Consider the following 20353-nt stretch of genomic DNA (forward strand, 5'->3'; position numbering starts at 1 on the left):
TAATTGATGTGTAATTGACACGGTTTTTACAATTCTCCGTTATAGTTTAGTTATGCCAGTGATAGCTGGAAAACGAGGAGGGTTTAGAAGCATGAAGAGGCTTGCACTTGGATTAGTTAGTGTAATTACAAGTATTACATTGTTAGCGGGATGTAGTACAGGCTCAAATTCTGGTTCGGTTACAGAGTCTTCTAGCAATGATGGGAATATCAAAGAGGTCGTGATCTCCGTTCGTGAGAACACATGGGGAGCGCGTAAGGACAATTTTATAGAAGCAGAAAAGCGTTTGAACGAAGAATTGAAGTCGGAAAATGTGCAGATCAAAATAGACTGGTGGCCTGGCGTTGGCGATGATGAGCTGATTTTGCAAGCGCAAGCTAAAAAAGTAGCAGATGTGTTTATTAACTCCAGCGTAGATATTGGGTGGCAGTTGAACGCCGGTCTAATCCGCGATGTGGATTGGGTTGGGACATCCGATGTGTTCAAAAACATGCCAAAATCCTACGATAACATTATGAAGTACCAAAACCACTACTATGGCGTTATTCAGGATATGGACGCTTCTCCCGTATTCATTAGCCGAAAGGCACTGGAAGGCTTGGGCTGGACAGCCGCACAAATCGATGAGCTGAAGGCTCGCGTTGATGCCGGCAGTTTTACATTCGGCGAGCTTGTTGATCTTGCAGATGCGGCTGTTAAGCAAAAGCTGGTTAAGGTAGGCTTTGGAGTTGAAGATACCCGATTTGAGGGCTGGAATTATACATTCGGCAACTTCAATTATAATGCGGAACAGAACAAGATGGTGCTGTCGCCAAATACGCAGAAGGTCTATGAGTTTTGGTATGATGCGCTGCAACGCGGCGTAGTCACGGAGGGGATTGCTGATATTGATACGGACAAGGCTGCGGAGCTGTTCATTAAAGGCCAGTTATTCGCTGAATTTGCCCGTACTGAATTTTATCAAGTCATGCGTAAGCAACTTGGCATGGATGATGACTTGGCTGGCTATGAAAAATGGTTTAAGGAAAATGCCATCTGGATTCCGGTTCCGTCAGTTCAGCAGGGAGGAAAGCCTGTATCCTACAGCAATCCTGCGATGATCTATGTAGGAGCTAATGTGGATGATGAAAAGATGCCTTATGTTCAAAGGCTGATTGAGCATGTGCTGGATGCAGATCTGCAGATTAATCATACGCTTAAGAGCGGCAAGCTGCCTGTAACGGCGGCAGCACAGGAGGATCCTCGCTTCCAAAAAATGAGCTTCTACAAAGATCATGCTTATTTAATCGATTTTACGAAAACTCGCCCGGCTCAAATGGATTATGCGGTCTATATGAAATCTTTTACGCTTGGAATTGATGCTATTCTGACAAAAGGTCGAACAGCATCTCAAGCCTATGAGCTATTCAAAAAGGATGTACAACAAAATGTACCAGCGGACAGTCTCATTGTAGAATAACGATGATACAGAAAAGGTGCTCTGCTTGCATGAGCACCTTTTCTGTATATTTTCTTTATAGGAAGCAGGTGCAGATCTCATTATGGAGATCCCAGTGGCTTTGGCCAAGACGGCTTACAAGAAGCCTTTTACCAAGAAAGTGTACCCATATTTATTCATTATGCCCTTTGCTCTTCTGGTGCTAGTCTTTTTTATTCTTCCGGCTATTGCGACCATTATCATGTCCTTCACGGATTTGAATGCTTCAATGAAAATCAACTTTGTTGGTTTGGATAATTTCAAGCGAATATTTTCCGATTACAGCATGCCTCAAATTTTATGGAACACCTTCATATTTGCAGTTATTACGCTCGTGTTCTCTTTGTTCTTTGGTTTATTTATATCGATTGCGACCCAATACTTCTTGAAGGGTAAATTTACGGCAGTCATTTATCGTGTCCTATGGTTAATTCCGAGCATCATTCCTGCTGTTGTATATGTTACGTTCTGGAAATATTTATTTGATTCTACGGATGAGGGGTTAATCAATAAGGTTCTGCTCTTATTCCAGCCAGATGGCGATCCCATTTCGTGGTTTACGAAAATCGCTATGGCTGTCGTGATCATTGCTACCATTGTATCTACAACTTCAGGCGGCATGATTCTGTTATCGGCTGCAATTAGCTCCATACCTGAAGATTTGTATAAGGCTGCCAAAGTAGATGGAGCAAGTGAAAAATCGGTCATCACTAAAATTATCCTTCCTTCATTAAAATGGCCGTTAATGTATATTACGATATCCGACCTTATCGGTTTTGTGTCCTCCTATTTCTTCATCTTGCTACTGACCAATGGCGGGCCTATGCGAGACACGACAACGTTATCTTTATATGCGTATCAGCAGGCCTTTAATTTAAAATATTATGGCTACGGTGCCGCTCTTTCTCTTGTGGTAGTTCTGATCTCGCTTATTTTGACATTATGGCTGCTGAGGCTGTTTGATTTCGATGAAATGATCAAGCCATCACGCATTGAAGATTAGGAGGGCCAAGATGTCGACAACTACTGTAAAAAAGCTGCTCGTGCACACATATCTGCTGTTATTCACCATGCCTATCGTTGGAATGATTATATGGTATTTTCTCTCGGCAACCTTTAATAGCACGACAGGCCAATTTTCACTGGAGAACTTCAATTTTGTCAAAGAACCTGTCGAGTATGCGGGGGTTAACCTGCCGGCGATTTGGCCTATTGTTCTAAATACATTAGTCTATTCGTTTCTTATTGTGGTGATTGAAATTTTTATTGCCGTACCTGCCGCATATGCATTCTCCAGGCTCGATTTCAAAGGAAAGCTGGGCGCAATGAAGTTCCTGTTCCTGATGCGCTCATTTCCAGGCATTACGCTCATTATCGCTACCTTTTTCATCCTTGTTCAAATGAATCTGGTGAACACGTACTTAGGCGTTATTCTCGTTGCGATATCAGGATCATTGCCAGGCAGAGTGTATATTATGAAAGGTTTCTTCGACGAGGTACCGTGGGATTTGGAATGGGCGGCTATGGTCGATGGATGTACGAGATTTAGAGCCCTCATGAAGGTGCTCGTTCCGTATGTATTGCCAGGCATCGGGGCGATTGCAGTGTTCGCCTTCTTAGGCGCCTACGGTGAATGGTTTCTATTCAAGCTTTTCATATTCGATGACAATATGCTGACGCTGGCTGGCTATCTGTCTCGTCTGGTAACGAAGGAAAATGTCATTATGAACTATGGATTGATCACGGCGATTGGTTTGTTTTACACGATTCCGCTAGTTGTGTTCTATATCTTTACTCAAAAAGTATTCCTGAAGGTCAATTTGGGAGGAGCAAAGCAGGTATGATTTCTCTTGTAAATATCGTGAAAAACTATGATGGTAAGCAAAACGAAAGCCGTGCAGTTGACGGGTTGAATCTTGAAATTGCAAAAGGTGAATTTGTTGCGCTGCTAGGTCCTTCAGGCTGCGGGAAAACGACTACACTTATGATGCTGGCTGGGTTACTGAAGCCAACTTCCGGGGAAATTTATTTTAAGGATAAGCTTGTCAATCATGTGGAGCCGAAGGATCGAAATATTGGTATGGTGTTCCAGTCCTATGCGCTTTATCCTCATTTGACGGTTCGTGACAACATCGCGTTTCCGCTTCGCGAGCGGAAAATGTCTAAGAAGGATGCGTACGAGCGTGCTCTGCAAACGAGTAAAATTTTGCAAATCGATCATCTGCTCGATCGCAAGCCTTCGCAGCTATCAGGCGGCCAGCAGCAGCGTGTCGCCATGGCGCGAGCATTGTCCAAGGACCCGGAAATTTTACTACTGGATGAGCCGATGTCCAATTTGGATGCGCGATTAAAATTGGATGTACGAGACGAAATTCGGAAAATCCAACGCAAATTAGGAGTAACGACTATTATTGTCACGCATGACCAAGAGGAAGCTTTAGCCATCTCTGATCGGGTAGCTATTCTGAACGGCGGAAAAATTCAGCAATACGCACCCCCGAATGAACTATTCCATCATCCGTCTAACCTGTTCGTCGCAAGCTTTCTAGGCAATCCGCCTATGAATTTGATTGACGGAACAGTGGAGCTGAGAGAGAACCGGCAGTGGGTGAAGACGAAACTGTTCGAATTGGAAATCCCTCCGGCGCGCAGGGTTGAGGAGCAGCACATAGGGAAAGCGGTTAAGCTGGGCGTACGTCCTCATGATTTGTTCTTTCCGGAGCAGCCCCATGAAGCATCTATTATGCTAAAAATTGATCTTATTGAGCATTTAGGTAATGGGCAATTGGTTAAAATGACGGATCCAGCTGGACAGTCCGATATTATGATTCGTTTACTGACCGATAACGAGAAACTGCTAAAGGAGCGCGAGACGGTCTCGATCGGCATCAGGCCAAATAAATTCCATCTGTTCGATATGACAGACGAAGGGCGCAATCTTTTGCAGTTTCAATAGAAATAGAAGGAGTAAAGGATGACAATACCCAATTTCTTAATCGATCAGCATGTGCATTCCTCCTATTCGCCTGACTCCAACTCAACGCTGGAGGAGCTTGTGCGATATGCGCTCGCACTGGGGAAGCCTGCTATCGTTACGACAGACCATTTAGAGTATGATTGCAAATATTTCAAGCAGGATGTTCATATTGACTGGAAGAGCTACCATAGAGAAGTGGAAGAGCTATTACTGCGTTATCCTATGGAGATTCGCAAAGGCATCGAGGTTGGCTTTCGAAGCGACTATAAAGACGTCATAAACGAATATTTGGCTCAGCGCGAGTTTGACGTCATTTTGCTTTCTGCGCATAATGATGGTTACCTTGACTTTTCCGAGAAGGCTTATCATGATCTGCCCATCCAGCAAAGGCTTAAACACTATTTTATGCAGGTAAGAGAGGCTGTCGACCAGATGGATAATTATGATATCGTTGCCCATTTGGATTATGTTACGAGATATACGACTTATCCAGTTGATGAAGAAGATATTGTGGCTTGCAAACCTGTTTTGTATGATATTTTGAAGCTAATCATCGAGAAGGAAAAGGTGCTTGAGCTGAATACGACAGGACTATATCGACAAGGCTGGATTCACCCTCATCCGTATATTCTCGACATGTATGTGAATTTAGGCGGCAGAGCGGTATCCATTGGTTCGGATGCACATCAGGTAGGGGATGTTGAGCAAGGCTTTGCGGAAGCGATAGAGCTGCTGCATGGCCTAGGCATTCAAGAGGTTGTGCAATTTAAGAGAAGAGCGCCGTATTTGGTGTCCATATAGTAATGGCAACCACTGTCAATGTAATGGCAGTGGTTGTTGTTAAGATGGACAGGAGAACTCTGGCAATTAGCACCAGCGTTTTTTATGTGTTCAATACAGAACGTATGTTTGCATATAATAAGAGCGAATGTTCTATTTTGAGGTGGTTTGAATGCAGTGGTATATCGGTGGACTTAAAACACTAAAAATCAAAATGAAAGCGTTGACATAAATTTTAACCCACTATATACTTAGCTTAGTTAAATGAATAGTACTAGGATTGTTACTGTTACGCAGGCAAAACCTAAGGAACAAAATGTTAAGATCCAAGGATCTTATGTATTTTGTTGTACTTAGGTTTTTTTATTTATAGAAAGAGAAAGGTTAAATATAAGTGGTTTCGGCATTCTGCTGAAGCCATTTTCTTCTATATTACTATGTTCACATCTGAGAGGGGCGACAAACTTGGAGTACAAATATGAAATGGTCCAGGCAGACAATCGTTTTCCGTTAAAAATTATAGTTCATTCCTCAAATGAACCAGCATACATACCTAGGCATTGGCACGACAGCGTAGAAATATCCTATGTGCTTTCAGGAAGAATCGACAATATTTACATTGATGGCGCGAATTATAGCTCCAAAGAAGGAGATATTGTACTCATCAATTCGAATGCTATTCATTCCTTTTCTGTGGCTAAGGGAAAAAGAAGAGAGGCTATAACCGTTCTGATTCCTTCTGGATTTATTAGAGAAAATGTTAACAGCAGTAATCCTGTTTCATTTGACTGTATATCTATTTTTGAAACCAACGAGCAGAGATTGCAGCAATTTGCGGAGCTGCGTGATTTGCTAAACACATTATTTGCAACTTACCTCAACCAGCATAATGACCCTTTAGCACATATCCATTTAACGTCGCTATCTTATAAGCTGGTGTATCTTTTATTAATGCATTTTAAAATTGACAACGAATCTATCCGTGGCTTTAATTCCAATAAATATTTGGAACGGCTGACGTTGATAACTGATTATATCCAAGAGAATTACGATCAAAGCTTATCCCTGGATTCCATAGCCCAGGTTTTTGGGTTATCTCCAGAATATTTGTCCCGTTTTTTTGTCAAGCATGTAGGCATGACCCTATTTCAATATATCAATGCCATCCGTCTGGAGAGATCTTTTCGTGTTCTTATGAATACGGATCATTCCGTCATCCAAATTGCGCTGGAGCACGGGTTTCCGAACGAGAAATCTTTTGCCAGAGTGTTTAAGAAGGTTTATCAGGTTACACCACATCAATATCGAAAGAGAACAAGAGGTATGCTGGGGCAAGGAGTCAGTAATTGACCCTAATTAGGTTAATAAAAGACAGGATGCAAATAAAAGAAATCATTAAAATAAATAATGTAAGCGTTTTATAAATGGACCTGGGGGGTAAGACATTATGTTTAAACGGTTTAGAAAGGTTGCTAAAACAACTATGTTATTAACTCTGGTTGTTGGTACGACCCTTGCTTTCAGTTCTGGTGCATGGGCCAAGGATGCAAAGATACAGCCTGCCTCATACCGGACGGTTGCGGAGATTAAGGATTGGGGAGCAACCATTACGAAGATCATTGTTAACCTGGATAAACCGGTACCTAAAGATGCGATAACAAAGGATACATTTAAGGTGCATGTAGAAAGAAGCGATAGCAGGCTGGTAAATCCCTTTATTGAGAAAGGCAACCGAAAGGTCATCAAGGCCTATGTATCGGACAAAAGCGGCAACCCTGTAAAGAAAACCGGAAACTACGTTGTGTTGGAAATGGAGATCGGCCCAACCATAACATTAGGCTCCGCTATTCATTATGATGCAGGTTCCGGGTTTAACGGATGGAATGATAACAAATACACGATCACGCAGCAAAAAGCTATTAAAACCAAATCAGGAACGATTTCCGGCTTGAAGATTGATACTTCCACAGGTGAGATACGGAAGCTTGTTGACCAATTTAAAACTGGCAAAGCTTCTTTTGATGGGGTTACTTTAACCTATGCGGACTATACGCCGGCAAAAGACAAAGTGAAAAACCCTCTAGTGATCTGGCTGCACGGTATGGGAGAGGGAGGCACAGATCCAACCATTCCGATTTCCGGCAATAAAGCAGCGAATTTTGCTTCTAAGGATATTCAATCCTATTTTGGTGGGGCTTATGTGTTGGCGCCTCAGACTCCAACCTACTGGATGGATGGTTTTACAGGCTTTGGAGACGGAAGCTCCAAATATGAGCAAGCATTGATGTCCTTAATTAAGGATTACGTGGCCAAGAACAAAGACATTGATACAGATCGAATCTACATTGGCGGAGACTCCAACGGCGGTTATATGACTATGCTGATGATCCGTGATTATAAAGACTATTTTGCAGCAGCTATGGTCGTGTGTGAAGCCTTGAAGGATAGTCTTATAACCGATGAACAAATTAGCGAAATGAAGGATCTGCCGATCTGGTTTGTGGCTGCCAAAACCGACACCATAGTACCGCCCAACGATTATATGATTCCGACCTACAACCGTTTAGTGAATGCCGGAGCGAAGGATGTTCATATGTCATTATTTGATAACGTAGTGGATACTTCTGGTTTGTACAAGAAGAGCGACAAAACACCGTATGAATACAATGGCCATTGGTCCTGGATTTACGTGTATAACAACGAAGTATCGAAGGTGATTAACGGAAAGAAAACAACGATGATGGCATGGCTGGCCTCCAAATCATTGGACTGAAAAGTATAGCTATGAAGTAAAATGGCAAAGCCCCGCTTTATATAGACCGGGGCTTTTTGATAGAGAGATGTTGAGGGAGGAGCGCTTTTGGTAAATACCTCTAATTTATGGTTATAATGATGTAGAGAAAATCTATATGCTGTTTGACTGAAGGGATTGAAGATGAAATGACACTATCTATTTCTTTGCCAGATCTTTCACAAAGACCGCATAATCTAACAGTTGAGCGAAAAATGGAGGCGTCGCCTCATGTGTTGTATCAAGCGTGGACGAAGCAGTTTGACCGTTGGTTTGCAGCCCCAGGGACGGTATTCATGGAGGGAAAGGTGAACACGGTCTTCTTTTTTGAAACGCATTTTGAAGGGAATCGCCATCCACATTACGGGAGATTTCTAAGACTTGAGCAGGATCGCCTGATCGAACTGACCTGGGTTACCGGGGAAGGGGGGACTAAGGGGGCTGAAACGGTGCTCACCGTTGAGCTTGAACTTAGCGGCAATGGTACACAACTTCGCTTAACGCACGCAGGTTTTCCAGACGAGAATTCGAGGAATCAGCACGAGCAGGCATGGCCGATGGTACTTGAGCAGCTCGACAAAAGAATGGTGACAAATAGCTAAATGCTAGCATTGAAATAGAAAAAAGGCTTCTCACGAGTTCAATAAACTTGTGGGAGGCCTTTTTACTTGATTTCCTTTTTACAGCTAATCTTCGAAAACGCTCTTTAATCGTACTTTCAAATACAGAGCACACCAAAAGCAGTAATGAAATGCCTCCACAATAATATGAACCGTCCCCGACCAGCCCAATGAGGATAACGCCTTGGAACACAGCGTACCGACGATAAGAATGGCTTCAAAAACTAAAATGTCCACCAACAGCACAATGACTGTACGGGATTCGGCTCGTTGGAAGAGCTTCAGCGTTTTGAAATTCCAGCCTGTTGCGATCAGCTCCAGTGTTATGATTCCCAGGGACATGCCGGTATACCCGAACTCGGGAATGGCAACTATGGAGTAAAGAATGATGAAATTGGCAAGTACACCTGCGCAAAGGCCAATAAAGGGAGTTTTCTTTCGATTTTGTGCCCATAAGACGCTGGTTGTGATTTCCCGCAATCCGACGAGTAACGGTAACATAGCCAACGATTTAATGGGGATTTCGGCATTTTGTATACCAAAAACAAATAGTGAGATTTCTGGGGCATATTCAAAAATGAAAAAACCTGAGGCTAATCCCCAGACCCATGCTACCTGAATGGCGGTGTGGCTTTTTTTGTAGAATGCATTATATTTCTTATTTTGCCAATCCGCAGTTATTTTCATAGTGAGCGTATGTGTTAATGCACCTGTAATCAAAGTAGGCATATAAGCGACGACAAGTGCGATACCAGTGACAATACCGAACATTTCCGCTGCTTCCTTGGAAGAAACCCCGGCAACCTGTAATCGTTGGGGGATGATGATCGCATCCATAAAATCGGACGCAGGGATGAGCAAGCGTGTAAGCGCAATAGCAAAGGAAGCTTGTACCACTAAAGGTAGATCTGCTCGACTTGATGGAGGGGATAAAGCTACAGAGGGACGGTTATGTATAAAAAAAGCAGTAAGCACAGCAAAGGATAACAACGCGCCTGTAAAGGTTCCCAGTACCGCTCCGCCTACAGCAAACTCGATGCCGGATTGGATAAATAATGGCACCAGCAACATTAAAGTACCGATCCGGGCAGTTTGCTCTATAATTTCCGAAAGGGCAATCGCAGTGTACCTTTCAAGCCCTTGCAAATATCCGCGCAGCAGACTTAGCAAGGGAACAGCCAGTATAGCAGGGGAGAGGCATCGAATCACAAAGTCGAGCTGTGGATAGCCGAGCAAATTAGCGATCGGTGTTGAGAACCAAAAGGTTAGTACACTGCATACCAATCCCGTGAGGATCATGAACACTGAAAAAATTTTGAACAACCGCCAGCCTCTTGCCGTATGCTTGGCTGTAAACATACCCAAAGCTGTCGGCAATCCCCCGGAAATAATCATCAATATTAAGCTATAGAAGGAGTAGGCTAGCTGGTAGAGGCCCATTCCTTCAGCTCCAACAAGCCGTGTCATAAATACTTTTCCGACCAAACCTATGGCTTTCACGACGATCATCGCATTAGCTCTTATCATGGTTTGTCTTAATATAAGAGGCAATTTCAAATTTTTTTCACCCCATTGGAAGCTGTCCACTTTATTCCTATGACAGCAACCTCCGGGATATGAACAAGTGTAACGGTTTCAAGATGCTTAATCTTGTATATGAATCAACAAATACTGGGTGCTTCTATCCCATCCCAAGTCAAAGGGCACCCTGAAACGGTCTGCCGTATGGGAGTTGACTAAAGGATAGCCAGCCTGATCAAACCCGACAACAACGGAGAAGTGGTCTACATCTCCTTTTAATACGTAAGCAATCAAATCACCTGGCAGCAACTGTGGTCTGTTAAGGTGCTGCTGCCGATCATTCACCGAGTGCACAATATCGGAGAAGCTTCCTTGTCCTATAATTCTTCCATAGCCGGAGCGTATCAGAAAATTTTTAAAAGCGTCCGTTTGAACCCAAGCTTGGCTTCCACCGTTGCCATACAAGTAATGCCACCCAGATTTCATAGGCAGCCCTCCGCCTTCCTCCTTGTCCCCGATAACTTGGGAGGAGAAGTTGGTACAGTCGCCCCCTTTGGAGTTATAATCCAGGTATTTTTGATTATATCGCTGACGATTTCCTGCTCCCCATGTTATTCCTGCATACTTGTTAGCATATTCAACGGCGCGGGCTCTGTTGTACTTATGGATAACTTTCTCTGATGGCACCGGATCTTTATGAGGAATAAAGCTTAAATCGGACTTTTCAATCTCTTTTGAATTTTCTTCCAGAGGGTCTGAATACCATTCACGTTCTACGTGCCAACGGCTATCTTTTTTTCTCAGTGTAATGCCATGACGTGTTCCAATTCCAAAATCATGCTGACCGGGATAGCTGTCGATATATTCATAACTCAGTTTCAAGGACTGAACAAGTGACACCTTTGCCGTATCGCCCAACACTTCGGCACGGGCTATCCGAATGGAGCTTTCTGCATTCATGAATTTCATTTTTCGATGCTTGGCCCATTCCTGAATATATTCCGCTCTGTTCATTTCATGAAGGTACGCGTAGTTGCTTCGTTTATCCTTTAATAAATAATGGTCCTCGATATGTGTTTTATCCTGATCCATCAACAACCGGGTACGGTCATCAAACAGCTCTTGAAGAAAGGGGATAACCTCATCTTGTTTAGCTGGCTCGGCTTCTGCACGAACTAAAGAGGAGCTGTAAGCGGGTATCCATATTAAGATTATGCACAGCAGTTGCAATTTTGCGATCCTAAGCACATTTATTCATTCTCCCTAATTCATTTTCCCGCTCGCGCCACCAAATTCAGGTTTCGGTAACTAGTAGCTTTTGCTTTCAGACTCTTTACCTATTAACCTCAATCAGTCCTTCGGGTGTCTCGCGATTGGCAAGCAATTCAGATATGGTGACGAAGGTAAAGCCTCTTTTTTTCAGCTCAGGCAAAATGATTTTTAAGGCTTCAACGGTTTGTGTACTTTTATATACATGATCGTGCATGAGGACGATGTCGCCGTTGCGGGCATTGCGAAGCACCTTGTTAACGATCCGGTGTACACCGGGTTTTCGCCAATCCAGGGTGTCCTGATGCCAGGACCATAAAATCATTTTCTGTCCTTCTTCTTTGGATATCTTCACGAGTGTATCGGTGTATGAACCGCCGGGCGGACGAAAAAGATGGGTTCCCGAACCGGTAGCTTGAACGATGCTCGCCTGGCCTTGGTCTATCTCAGAAAGAGCTTTGTTACGGGAAATATGCTGAAAGGATGGATGATGGAAGGTATGGTTTCCAATCTCATGGCCTTCTCTTCGTTCCTGCTTCACAATGTCAGGGAGTTTTTCTACGCGGCTGCCAACGACAAAAAAAGTCGCCTTGGCGTCATATTGCTTGAGCAAATTCAGAATGGCGGGCGTTTTGCTTTCATCTGGTCCGTCGTCGAATGTAAGGGCAATCACCTTGCGTTGGGTAGGAACTTCCCATACAATGTCGCCCCGTTCTTCATAATAGGCTCTTCCCTTTGTAGGAGCAGGAGAGGAGTACAATGAGGCTTGTGCAGTATTGGTATAGGGTGTGGGGCATAGGCTGGCATAGAACAAGGAAACAGCGATACTTGCAGACAGTAATCGGTTATATTTCATCAGGCTTCTTCTCCGTTCTGACGTCTTCTCACATTAGCTTACCAAGAAGAAGCGTATACCATTCCTCGTTCCCGAAAATTACGTCCTTCAAATTCACTCCTATTCCTGTCCAACACAACTTCCAGCGTAGCTCTGACACTGAAATGATGCTTCGAAAGAGTAGTAGCTTGCTTGTTGATTACTGCCCATAGCCATGTTAAATTGTACATATCCATCCTTGTTTCAATGAGCAGTTGAGGTAGGTCTTTATCTGATTCGTGAAAGTCTTAATCTGGCTGAAAATGAATGAGGTTGACGGGACAAGCCGCAGAAACTCATCAGAGATCATCTATAAGCGACTCGTTCCTTAGCTTTGAACAGGAGATGAGACGGGATGAAAACAAAGGAAGAAGAGCTGCGAGCCATTAGCGAAACCTTAGAGGCGGGCGAACACATCCGGTCATGCATTTGGTGTACGCACGATGTGCCACAAAGCCTACAGGACACGACATGTCGCGGAATATTGGCGGTGACATCCAAACGACTGATTTTTTATTCTTCCACTTTTGGCATTCCATGGCTTAAGTTTATCAATTATCATCATATTTCATCGACCAGACTGGAAAAGAATGTGCTGGATCCGGGTTCCAGTGAACATATTATTTTGATGAACCGGAATGCACGTGAAGTATTTAAGTACCTGCCGGAAGCAGATGCGTTGGAGCATTTTTTAGCTGCCCTGGGTCAAGAATCGGGTATAGATGTAAGTAATCATGCATTTCATATGTAATCATTCGTTTATAAATTGTAAAATAAATACGTAAAACCTCCACCTTCGTAATAAGCCGATAGTCGGCTGTTCACGAATTTGGAGGTTTTTTGGTTTTGGGACGGAATGGATCGAACGTTAGCTCAGCAGTGTTACTACCAGCAGATTGTACAGCACCAGCGGCAGAACGACGTTTCTGTAGGTATAGGAACGATGCGGAGCGTGGCATGGTACCGTGGGTGCCTGGAGCAGGAGCGTGGTACGGGTGAGGAACGCTCAAATACAAGTGATCCCGGTCGATGTGAACGATCCTTCCTTCATGCACATGATGATCCATCGTTTGAACCTGCCATTGTGCAGCTATCCAGGTGGGACAGGTTTTACAAAGGCATGAAACATTAACATTTTGCTCCAGCCCGCTTGATGTTCCCTTTACATCGAAACGATACACTTACTGAGGTTGGTTTGAAAAGAAAGGGGCGCTCCGTTTTGGGTGAGCTTAACAAATCTTTGGGACTCGGGACGAGGGGCCAGCAACAGGCTTCGTCTAAAGCCCGCATACGCACGGGTTCGCTAAAAATTCAGAGACTGCGCGAAAACGCGCTGGCGTATACGTTTTTGGCTCCATCACTTATTTTGTTTGCTTTATTTATGTTTTACCCGATGATCAAGTCGGTCTATCTCAGCTTGCACTCTACAGATCCGGCAGGAAATGTTGCAGCTTATGTTGGGTTAGACAACTTTGCTACGCTTTTCAGCTCAGGTCAATTCCTGCAAGGAATCAAGGTTACTCTCCTGTTTGCACTGCTGACGGTGCCTCTAGGCATTCTACTGGCGCTGGTGCTGGCTGCACTCACACATAGCAAGATGCGAGGGATGCGCATCTTCCAGTTCGCTTTTTCGTTACCGATGGTGTTGTCGGTCGGTTCATCTGCGGTCATCTGGAAATTTCTGTTTCATCCGACATTGGGGATGTTCAACTATGTGCTTTCCCTGTTACATATCAATCCGGTTCCGTGGCTGACCAGCCCGGATTGGGCATTGTTCTCCGTAGCGATCATGACCATCTGGATGAATCTCGGCTTTAATTACATTATTTTATCAAGTGGACTTCAAGGGATTCCAGATGACATGTATGAGAGTGCCAAAATGGACGGGGCAGGCCCGCTGGTGACGTTTTGGCGTATTTCCATGCCGCTGCTGTCGCCAACGATTTTCTTTGTAACCGTAGTATCCATCATTGGAGCTTTCCAGTCCTTTGCTCAAATTAACATTTTGACCAAGGGCGGTCCGGTGAACAGCACGAATGTGTTCGTGTATTCCATTTATCAGGAAGCCTTCGTTAATTTCCGATTCGGAACGGGCAGCGCACAGGCGATTGTACTGTTTGTCGTCATTCTGTTGCTTACGATGATCCAGTTCAAATGGGTGGAAAGAAAGGTGCATTACCAATGAAACGACATCTTAATTCAATGCTGCTGTATGTGCTGCTTACGATTGCGGCTGCTTTGATTTTATATCCGGTCATTTATACATTTTTTATGGCTGTTATGTCGCCAGAGGAAGCGAGTGCCTATCCACCAAGCTTTTTCCCGCATTCCTTTCATATGGCCAATTTTACCGAGGTGTTTGAAATCGTTCCGATTGCTGCATTCATCGGTAACACCTTTCTCATTTCGGGCTTGACGATGATCGGTCAGTTGATTACAGCCAGCTTGGCGGCATATGCCTTTGCCAAAATGGAATTCAAGGGGAAGAACTTCATATTCAGCATGTTTGTCGCTACCATGATGATCCCGTGGGAAGTGACCATTATTCCGAACTATCTAACTGTACGTAGCTGGAATTGGTTGGATACCTATCAAGGGCTGACAGTTCCGTTTCTGGCGACGGCATTCGGAACGTTCCTGCTGCGGCAATTTTTTCTCCAGCTTCCCAAGGAATTGTTCGAGGCGGCTCGTATGGACGGGTGCGGACATGTCCGTTACTTCTTGTTCCATGTGCTTCCGCTATCGCGCCCGGCGCTCGGAACCTTGGCTGTGTATTCGTTCCTGAATATGTACAATTCGTACCTGTGGCCGTTGTTGATCACGAACAGCGAGAATATGCGTACGGTACAGATCGGAATTTCCATGCTCGAATTTCAGGAATCTACCTCATGGAACCTTGTATTCGCGGGTACGGCCCTTGTCATTTTACCGTCTCTGCTTCTGCTGATCTTTGGTCTGAAGCAGTTAGTACGCGGGATGGCAGCGGGTGCGCTTAAAGGCTAAACAAGCCCACAAGTACAGTAACACCTGCGCAAGCAGCCTATATACAGAGCATTATCACCAAAGAATATTGCAAGAAAATCTGTATGCGAGAATCATTTAATCAAAGGGAGAGAAGAGAGATTATGAGATTTTTTCGTCTGAAAAGTGCTTTGACCTTGCTTATCCTCACTGCAATCGTTGTTGCAGCAGGTTGTAGCAATAACACGGCGGCTGAGAAGCCAGGCAACGGTAGTGATGCGGGAGCAGCAGCAGGTTCTCCGGTGAAGCTAACTTGGTGGCATTCCATGTCCGGTAACGGTGAGAAAGCAATCAAGCAAATCGCCGCTGACTTTAACGCCAGCCACAAGGACATTCAGGTAGAGCCGGTATACCAGGGCAAATATGATGACAGCTTGAACAAGCTAAAAGCATCACTGGGTTCCGATAGCGGCCCGGACATCATTCAGGTGTATGAAATCGGCAGTAAATTCATGATTGACTCCAAGATGATTACTCCTGTACAACAATTTATTGATGCAGACAAGTTTGATCTATCGCAGCTTGAGCCGAATATTACACGGTATTACACCATTGACGGTAAGCTGAATGCAATGCCATTTAATACATCGAATCCGATCTTGTACTATAACAAGGATGCTTTTAAAGCGGCGGGACTTGACCCGGCTAATCCTCCGAAAACATATGATGAATTTGAAAAGGCTGCCAAAGCCTTGAGCAAGGACGGAAAATCCGGTGCATCCATCGCCATCTACGGCTGGTTTATGGAGCAGTTGTTTGCCAATCAGAATGCGGATTATGTGAATAATGGCAACGGACGCAATCAGGCGGCAACAGAATCGTTGCTGAATTCGGATGCAGGCGTGAAAACCCTGACTTGGTGGAAGAAAATGATCGACGAAAAGGTTGTATCCAATCTGGGACGTAACTCCGATGATACTGCCAAAGCTTTTTCTGCAGGACAAATTGCCATGACACTGGATTCCACCGCTTCGCTGCGTAATATTGTGGAGCAGGTTGGCGATAAATTCGAGGTAGGTACTGGCTCTCTGCCAAGAGCGAATGAAGCTAAAGAAGGCGGCGTGGTTGTAGGCGGTGCGAGCTTGTACATCATGAACAACAAGCCTGAAGCCCAGCAAAAGGCAGCGTGGGAGTTCATTAAATTCGTTGCTTCCCCGGCTGTACAGGCACAATGGAGCGTGAACACGGGATACTTCCCGATCACCAAAGCGGCTTATGACGAGAAGGTACTCAAGGACAACATGGTGAAATACCCGCAATTCCAAACCGCTGTTGACCAATTGCATGCATCGGCGCAATCCACCGCAACACAAGGCGCAGTGATGGGCGTATTCCCGGAAGCGCGTCAAATCGTGGAGGGTGCAATCGAGGCCGTCTTGAGCGGACAGCAACAGCCAAAACAGGCGTTGGATCAAGCCGCACAAGAGATTACAGTCAAAATTGCGCAATACAATCAAACGGTAAAAAAATAATCGGCCTTCCCTTAAAAGCGGCTGGTAAACTTAATACGCGACCCCTTTACCAGCCGGTTTTATAAAATAACGGACCGAATAAGTGACCCCCTCACTTGTTCGGTCTGTTTTTTGTATGTCTGAATTCTCCCGTTTTTAGAACGTTCGTTTAGACGAACGTTCTAAAATTGTTTATTTTGTACATTTCCTATTGCTGGATAACTAAAAATGGGCTTATAATAAACGTATAATTTTTGTACTGGACGGTCAGTTCAAAAAAGGAGGAAGCATGAAAAACCAGACGAAGGAAATTATTTTTAACGGTGCGCTCAAGGCTTTTTCCGAACGTGGCTTCAATGAAACCAATATGGAGGAAATCGCCAAGGTATGCGGCATTGCTAAAGGGACCCTTTATTACAACTTCAAAAATAAACAAGATCTGTACATTTATATTTTGAAGATGGGGATGGAGCGCTTTGTTCAGGATATCCGTGAAACCATGTCTCAGGTTCCGAAGGATCAGGTAGAAACGAGGATTCACAAGCTGATTCAAGTACACGTTGAGTTTATTGGAAGAGAGCCGGATTTTTGTCGTTTGCTAGTTAGCAAGGGATGGGTTTCGCAGGAGCAGCATTTTAATATCAGGCAGGTATTGGCTGACTATTTTGATTTTATGGAAGCGGAGATCGACTCCGGTAAGTTTTACGGAAAAATTTCGAGTAAGCTTGATGCGAAAACGACGGCAAATTGCTTATTTGGTATTTACATTTTTGCACCGATGCGCTCAATGGTTTGGGGCGAAACGATGAACCTTCAGGAAGTTCGGGAGAGTATTGAAATTTTTGTTTGTAATGCGCTGGGTATACATCATTAATAGACAGATGGAGTGATGAGAACATGAAAGCTAAAAAATATACGATTTACGCCGTATTTATTGTTTTAATCGCCATAGGGATTTATGCTCTGACCGCTTTTCAAAAGGGTGGCAGTAGCTTGTCTGCGGATCAGTCTTCTTCCATTCCGACAGCTTATGTAGAATCGGATACGCTCAATGCCAGCTTTAAGATGGCGGGACGTATTGATCAGATGCTCGTGAGTGAGGGCGACAAGGTGAAAAAAGGGCAGGTGTTAGCCCATCTGGAAAGCCGTGAGCTGGAAGACAAGGTGAAACAGGCACAGGCGGCATTGCTGGCAGCCCAGAGTAATGTGTCCAAAGCGAAGGCTGGCGTATTGCAGGCTCAAGCGGGAGTGGGGCAGGCACAGGCTACCGTGAGTGCAGCTCAGGCCAAAAAGAGCCAAGGTACCACAGCAGTCGGCGTGACTGCACAGGCTTCATCCAGCCAGATCGAACAGGCACAAGCGGCTGCGGCTGCGGCCAAGGCGAAGCTGGATGCGCTCAAGAGCGGCGCAAGACCGCAAGAGCTGGAGCAAGCACAAGTGAGTGTGAAGGCTGCCAAGGAAACACTGGATCTGACCGCTAAAAATCTGGAGCGTGCCAAAAAGCTTCAAGAAGCCGGGGCAGCAACCCAAGCCTCACTGGATCAAGCGACGCTGGACCATCAACAGGCGGAAGCCAAGTACAATTCAGCATCCCAGCAACTGAATATGGTACGCGAGGGAAGCCGCAAGGAAGAAATCACGGCGGCTGAAGCGCAATACCGTCAGGCATTGGCTGCGGTGAAGGAAGCACAGGCAGGAGCGGGCAAGGTTACTTTGCAGCAGGAGGATGTCAAAGCCGCACAGGCTTCGGTAGAACAGGCGCAATCAGCTGTGAAGGCGGCGCAATCCACGGTAGAGCAGGCACAGTCGGCGGTTGCAGGTGCCAACGCACAAGTAGCTCAGGCGGAAGCTGCCCTTCAGGAAGCTCAGACCTACTTGAGCTACACCACGCTGCGTGCATCCGAGGACGGCATTGTAAAATCCAAATCGCTCAGCTTGGGCGAAATGGCCAGTGCAGGCTTCCCGGTCTATACGATTGAAACTTCGACGCAGCGTTGGGCTAAATTCTATGTGCCGGAAACGTCCTTGAATGGTCTCCAGCCAGGGGACGCTGTGCAAGTTAAACTGCTGTCGGGCGGCAAGGAGCTGAAAGGTAAAGTTATTTTGCTGGAATCGGCTGCCGACTTCGCTATTCAAAAACCGAGCCAAAGCTCCGGTGATAAGGATGTCCGTTCCTTTGGCGTTAAAATAGCTTTGCCCGATCTTGCGGCTTCGGTTCCGACAGGCTCCACGGTTCTGTTTACAGGCAAAGGGGCGCAGTAATATGCAGGATGAACAGGAAAGACTTCGTATCCGCGATGTATTTCGTGAGGAATGGCTGAGCATCTTCCGGGATCGACGCTTTATGGCTATTCTGCTGATTACACCGATTGTGTATACCATCTTGTTTGGCTTCCTGTATTCTCATCAGCGGATTACCGAGATGCCTGTCACGGTGTATGACGGAGACAATTCACAGCTCAGTCGTCAGATCATTCAGGCGTTCGATGCGACAGATTCGTTTGCCGTTACACGGCAGGCCAACAATCAGGAGGATGTGGTTCGTCAGGTGGAAACTGGGGAAGCCAAGGTCGGCATCGTCATTCCCGACAATTTCACCACCCGGCTTAAGCATGGGGAGAACCCGCCCGTGCTGACCCTGATTGACGGAAGTAACATGATGTATTCCAACAGCGCCAGCCGAATTGCCAATCAGGTCATTAGTAGCGTGAGCGCCGGGGTATCGGTCAATTCCATGAAGCAAAAGGGAATGAACGCCGATCAGGCCGCCTCGACGCTGAGTACCATCCCGTTCCGGTCCAGAGTGCTGTTCAACCCGGTATATGATTACAAGCTGTTCATGCCGTTAGGGGTCATTTCTGCGGCTCTCCAGCAGTGCTTGCTGCTCGGTATTGCGTTGTCCTGTACGCGGGATAAGGAGGCAGGGACTTGGGGAAGATTTGCCGCTTGGAAAAATACCCCTTGGCGTCTCGCGATTGCCAAGCTGACACCGTATTATGTGGCGGGAGCCTTTAATGTGCTGACTGTATTCAGTATTAGCGCCCTATGCTTTGATATCCCGTTCAGGGGGCAGGTGCTGCCATTGATTTTGGTGTCGCTGGTCTTTAACTTTGCCTTGTGCGGATTAGGGTTCCTGTTTAGTCTCTTTTCCAAGACCAGAGTGGATGCGACCCAAACCCTCATGTTGATTGCTGTTCCTTCCTTTATGCTGTCAGGCTATACGTGGCCATTGGAAGCAATGCCCGGCTTCTTGCGGGGGCTTGCTGAAATATTGCCACTGACGTATTACCTGGATGCTGTACGGAACATCACGCTCAAAGGACTGGATATCACATACATCTTCAAAGATATGATTGCTCTAGGCGTCATTGGCTGTGTAAGTCTGCTGGTATCCTTCGCCATCTATCCGTTATTCTTTAGGCAGCACCAGACGACAGGGCAGCATGCCGATGTGCCCGCTCAAGAAGGATTCACGCTAAAAGGCTGAGAGCGACTTTAAATATGGATATCAAAAAAAAGGCAGATCAGGAGTAAACCCTGATCTGCCTTTTGCTTATTCGTATGGTTTAAAA

19 protein-coding genes are annotated in these 20353 nt (G+C 45.3%); 16 read left to right on the forward strand and 3 right to left on the reverse strand.

From position 1 onward, the window contains the following. Positions 1–91: 91 nt before the first annotated feature. The 8 genes from E0698_RS01335 (at position 92) to E0698_RS01370 (ending at position 8627) form a co-directional block, all read left to right on the forward strand. Positions 92–1459 carry an extracellular solute-binding protein gene (locus E0698_RS01335; RefSeq protein WP_192510359.1) on the forward strand — a complete coding sequence of 456 codons (1368 nt, stop codon included), beginning with the start codon at positions 92–94 and terminating at the stop codon, positions 1457–1459. Positions 1460–1541: 82 nt separating this feature from the next. Further along, positions 1542–2480: a carbohydrate ABC transporter permease gene (locus E0698_RS01340; RefSeq protein WP_192510360.1), complete on the forward strand. Its 939-nt coding sequence runs from the start codon at positions 1542–1544 to the stop codon at positions 2478–2480. A gap of 10 nt (positions 2481–2490) precedes the next feature. Continuing rightward, positions 2491–3321 carry a carbohydrate ABC transporter permease gene (locus tag E0698_RS01345; RefSeq protein ID WP_052646828.1) on the forward strand — a complete coding sequence of 277 codons (831 nt, stop codon included), beginning with the start codon at positions 2491–2493 and terminating at the stop codon, positions 3319–3321. Beyond that, on the forward strand, positions 3318–4433 hold the full coding sequence (locus tag E0698_RS01350) for an ABC transporter ATP-binding protein (RefSeq protein WP_192510361.1): 1116 nt from the start codon (positions 3318–3320) through the stop codon (positions 4431–4433). Before E0698_RS01345 ends, E0698_RS01350 begins: the two co-directional genes overlap by 4 nt. Positions 4434–4451: 18 nt before the next feature. Further along, positions 4452–5255 carry a histidinol-phosphatase HisJ family protein gene (locus E0698_RS01355; RefSeq protein ID WP_192510362.1) on the forward strand — a complete coding sequence of 268 codons (804 nt, stop codon included), beginning with the start codon at positions 4452–4454 and terminating at the stop codon, positions 5253–5255. Between the two features lie 444 nt (positions 5256–5699). After that, positions 5700–6584 (forward strand): AraC family transcriptional regulator, encoded by an 885-nt coding sequence (locus tag E0698_RS01360; protein WP_238353814.1) that lies wholly within the window; start codon positions 5700–5702, stop codon positions 6582–6584. A gap of 97 nt (positions 6585–6681) precedes the next feature. Further along, a complete protein-coding gene (locus E0698_RS01365; protein WP_192510363.1) occupies positions 6682–8007 on the forward strand; it encodes a prolyl oligopeptidase family serine peptidase in 1326 nt (441 codons plus the stop codon). 167 nt (positions 8008–8174) lie between these two features. Next, entirely contained in the window at positions 8175–8627 is a 453-nt protein-coding gene (locus tag E0698_RS01370) for an SRPBCC family protein (protein ID WP_192510432.1), read from the forward strand. 84 nt (positions 8628–8711) lie between these two features. Here the strand turns inward: E0698_RS01370 and E0698_RS01375 are convergent, their stop codons facing one another. The 3 genes from E0698_RS01375 to E0698_RS01385 form a co-directional block, all read right to left on the reverse strand. Next, positions 8712–10172 carry an oligosaccharide flippase family protein gene (locus E0698_RS01375; protein ID WP_192510364.1) on the reverse strand — a complete coding sequence of 487 codons (1461 nt, stop codon included), beginning with the start codon at positions 10170–10172 and terminating at the stop codon, positions 8712–8714. A 117-nt stretch (positions 10173–10289) separates the two neighbouring features. Next, the gene (locus E0698_RS01380; protein ID WP_192510365.1) at positions 10290–11414 is read right to left on the reverse strand and encodes an amidase domain-containing protein; all 1125 of its coding nucleotides are present in this window, start codon (positions 11412–11414) and stop codon (positions 10290–10292) included. An 85-nt stretch (positions 11415–11499) separates the two neighbouring features. Continuing rightward, the gene (locus E0698_RS01385; RefSeq protein WP_192510366.1) at positions 11500–12291 is read right to left on the reverse strand and encodes a polysaccharide deacetylase family protein; all 792 of its coding nucleotides are present in this window, start codon (positions 12289–12291) and stop codon (positions 11500–11502) included. 373 nt (positions 12292–12664) lie between these two features. On the opposite strand from E0698_RS01385, the gene E0698_RS01390 reads away from it, so the two are divergent. The 8 genes from E0698_RS01390 to E0698_RS01425 all read left to right on the forward strand — a co-directional run bounded on the left by E0698_RS01390 (position 12665) and on the right by E0698_RS01425 (position 20268). Further along, on the forward strand, positions 12665–13060 hold the full coding sequence (locus tag E0698_RS01390) for a hypothetical protein (RefSeq protein WP_192510367.1): 396 nt from the start codon (positions 12665–12667) through the stop codon (positions 13058–13060). 105 nt (positions 13061–13165) lie between these two features. After that, a complete protein-coding gene (locus tag E0698_RS01395) occupies positions 13166–13441 on the forward strand; it encodes a hypothetical protein (protein ID WP_192510368.1) in 276 nt (91 codons plus the stop codon). A gap of 87 nt (positions 13442–13528) precedes the next feature. After that, positions 13529–14494: a carbohydrate ABC transporter permease gene (locus E0698_RS01400; protein ID WP_134910747.1), complete on the forward strand. Its 966-nt coding sequence runs from the start codon at positions 13529–13531 to the stop codon at positions 14492–14494. Continuing rightward, on the forward strand, positions 14491–15312 hold the full coding sequence (locus E0698_RS01405) for a carbohydrate ABC transporter permease (RefSeq protein WP_192510369.1): 822 nt from the start codon (positions 14491–14493) through the stop codon (positions 15310–15312). The genes E0698_RS01400 and E0698_RS01405 overlap by 4 nt, the downstream gene beginning before the upstream one ends. A gap of 122 nt (positions 15313–15434) precedes the next feature. Next, positions 15435–16802 (forward strand): ABC transporter substrate-binding protein, encoded by a 1368-nt coding sequence (locus tag E0698_RS01410; protein WP_192510370.1) that lies wholly within the window; start codon positions 15435–15437, stop codon positions 16800–16802. A 268-nt stretch (positions 16803–17070) separates the two neighbouring features. Beyond that, the gene (locus E0698_RS01415; RefSeq protein ID WP_134910745.1) at positions 17071–17655 is read left to right on the forward strand and encodes a TetR/AcrR family transcriptional regulator; all 585 of its coding nucleotides are present in this window, start codon (positions 17071–17073) and stop codon (positions 17653–17655) included. A gap of 23 nt (positions 17656–17678) precedes the next feature. Beyond that, entirely contained in the window at positions 17679–19043 is a 1365-nt protein-coding gene (locus E0698_RS01420; protein WP_192510371.1) for an HlyD family secretion protein, read from the forward strand. 1 nt (position 19044) lies between these two features. Beyond that, positions 19045–20268, forward strand: a complete 1224-nt coding sequence (locus tag E0698_RS01425; RefSeq protein ID WP_192510372.1) for an ABC transporter permease — start codon at positions 19045–19047, stop codon at positions 20266–20268. The last annotated feature ends 85 nt before the right edge of the window (positions 20269–20353 follow it).

The organism is Paenibacillus sp. 23TSA30-6 (genome assembly GCF_014858585.1).
Lineage (GTDB): Bacteria > Bacillota > Bacilli > Paenibacillales > Paenibacillaceae > Paenibacillus.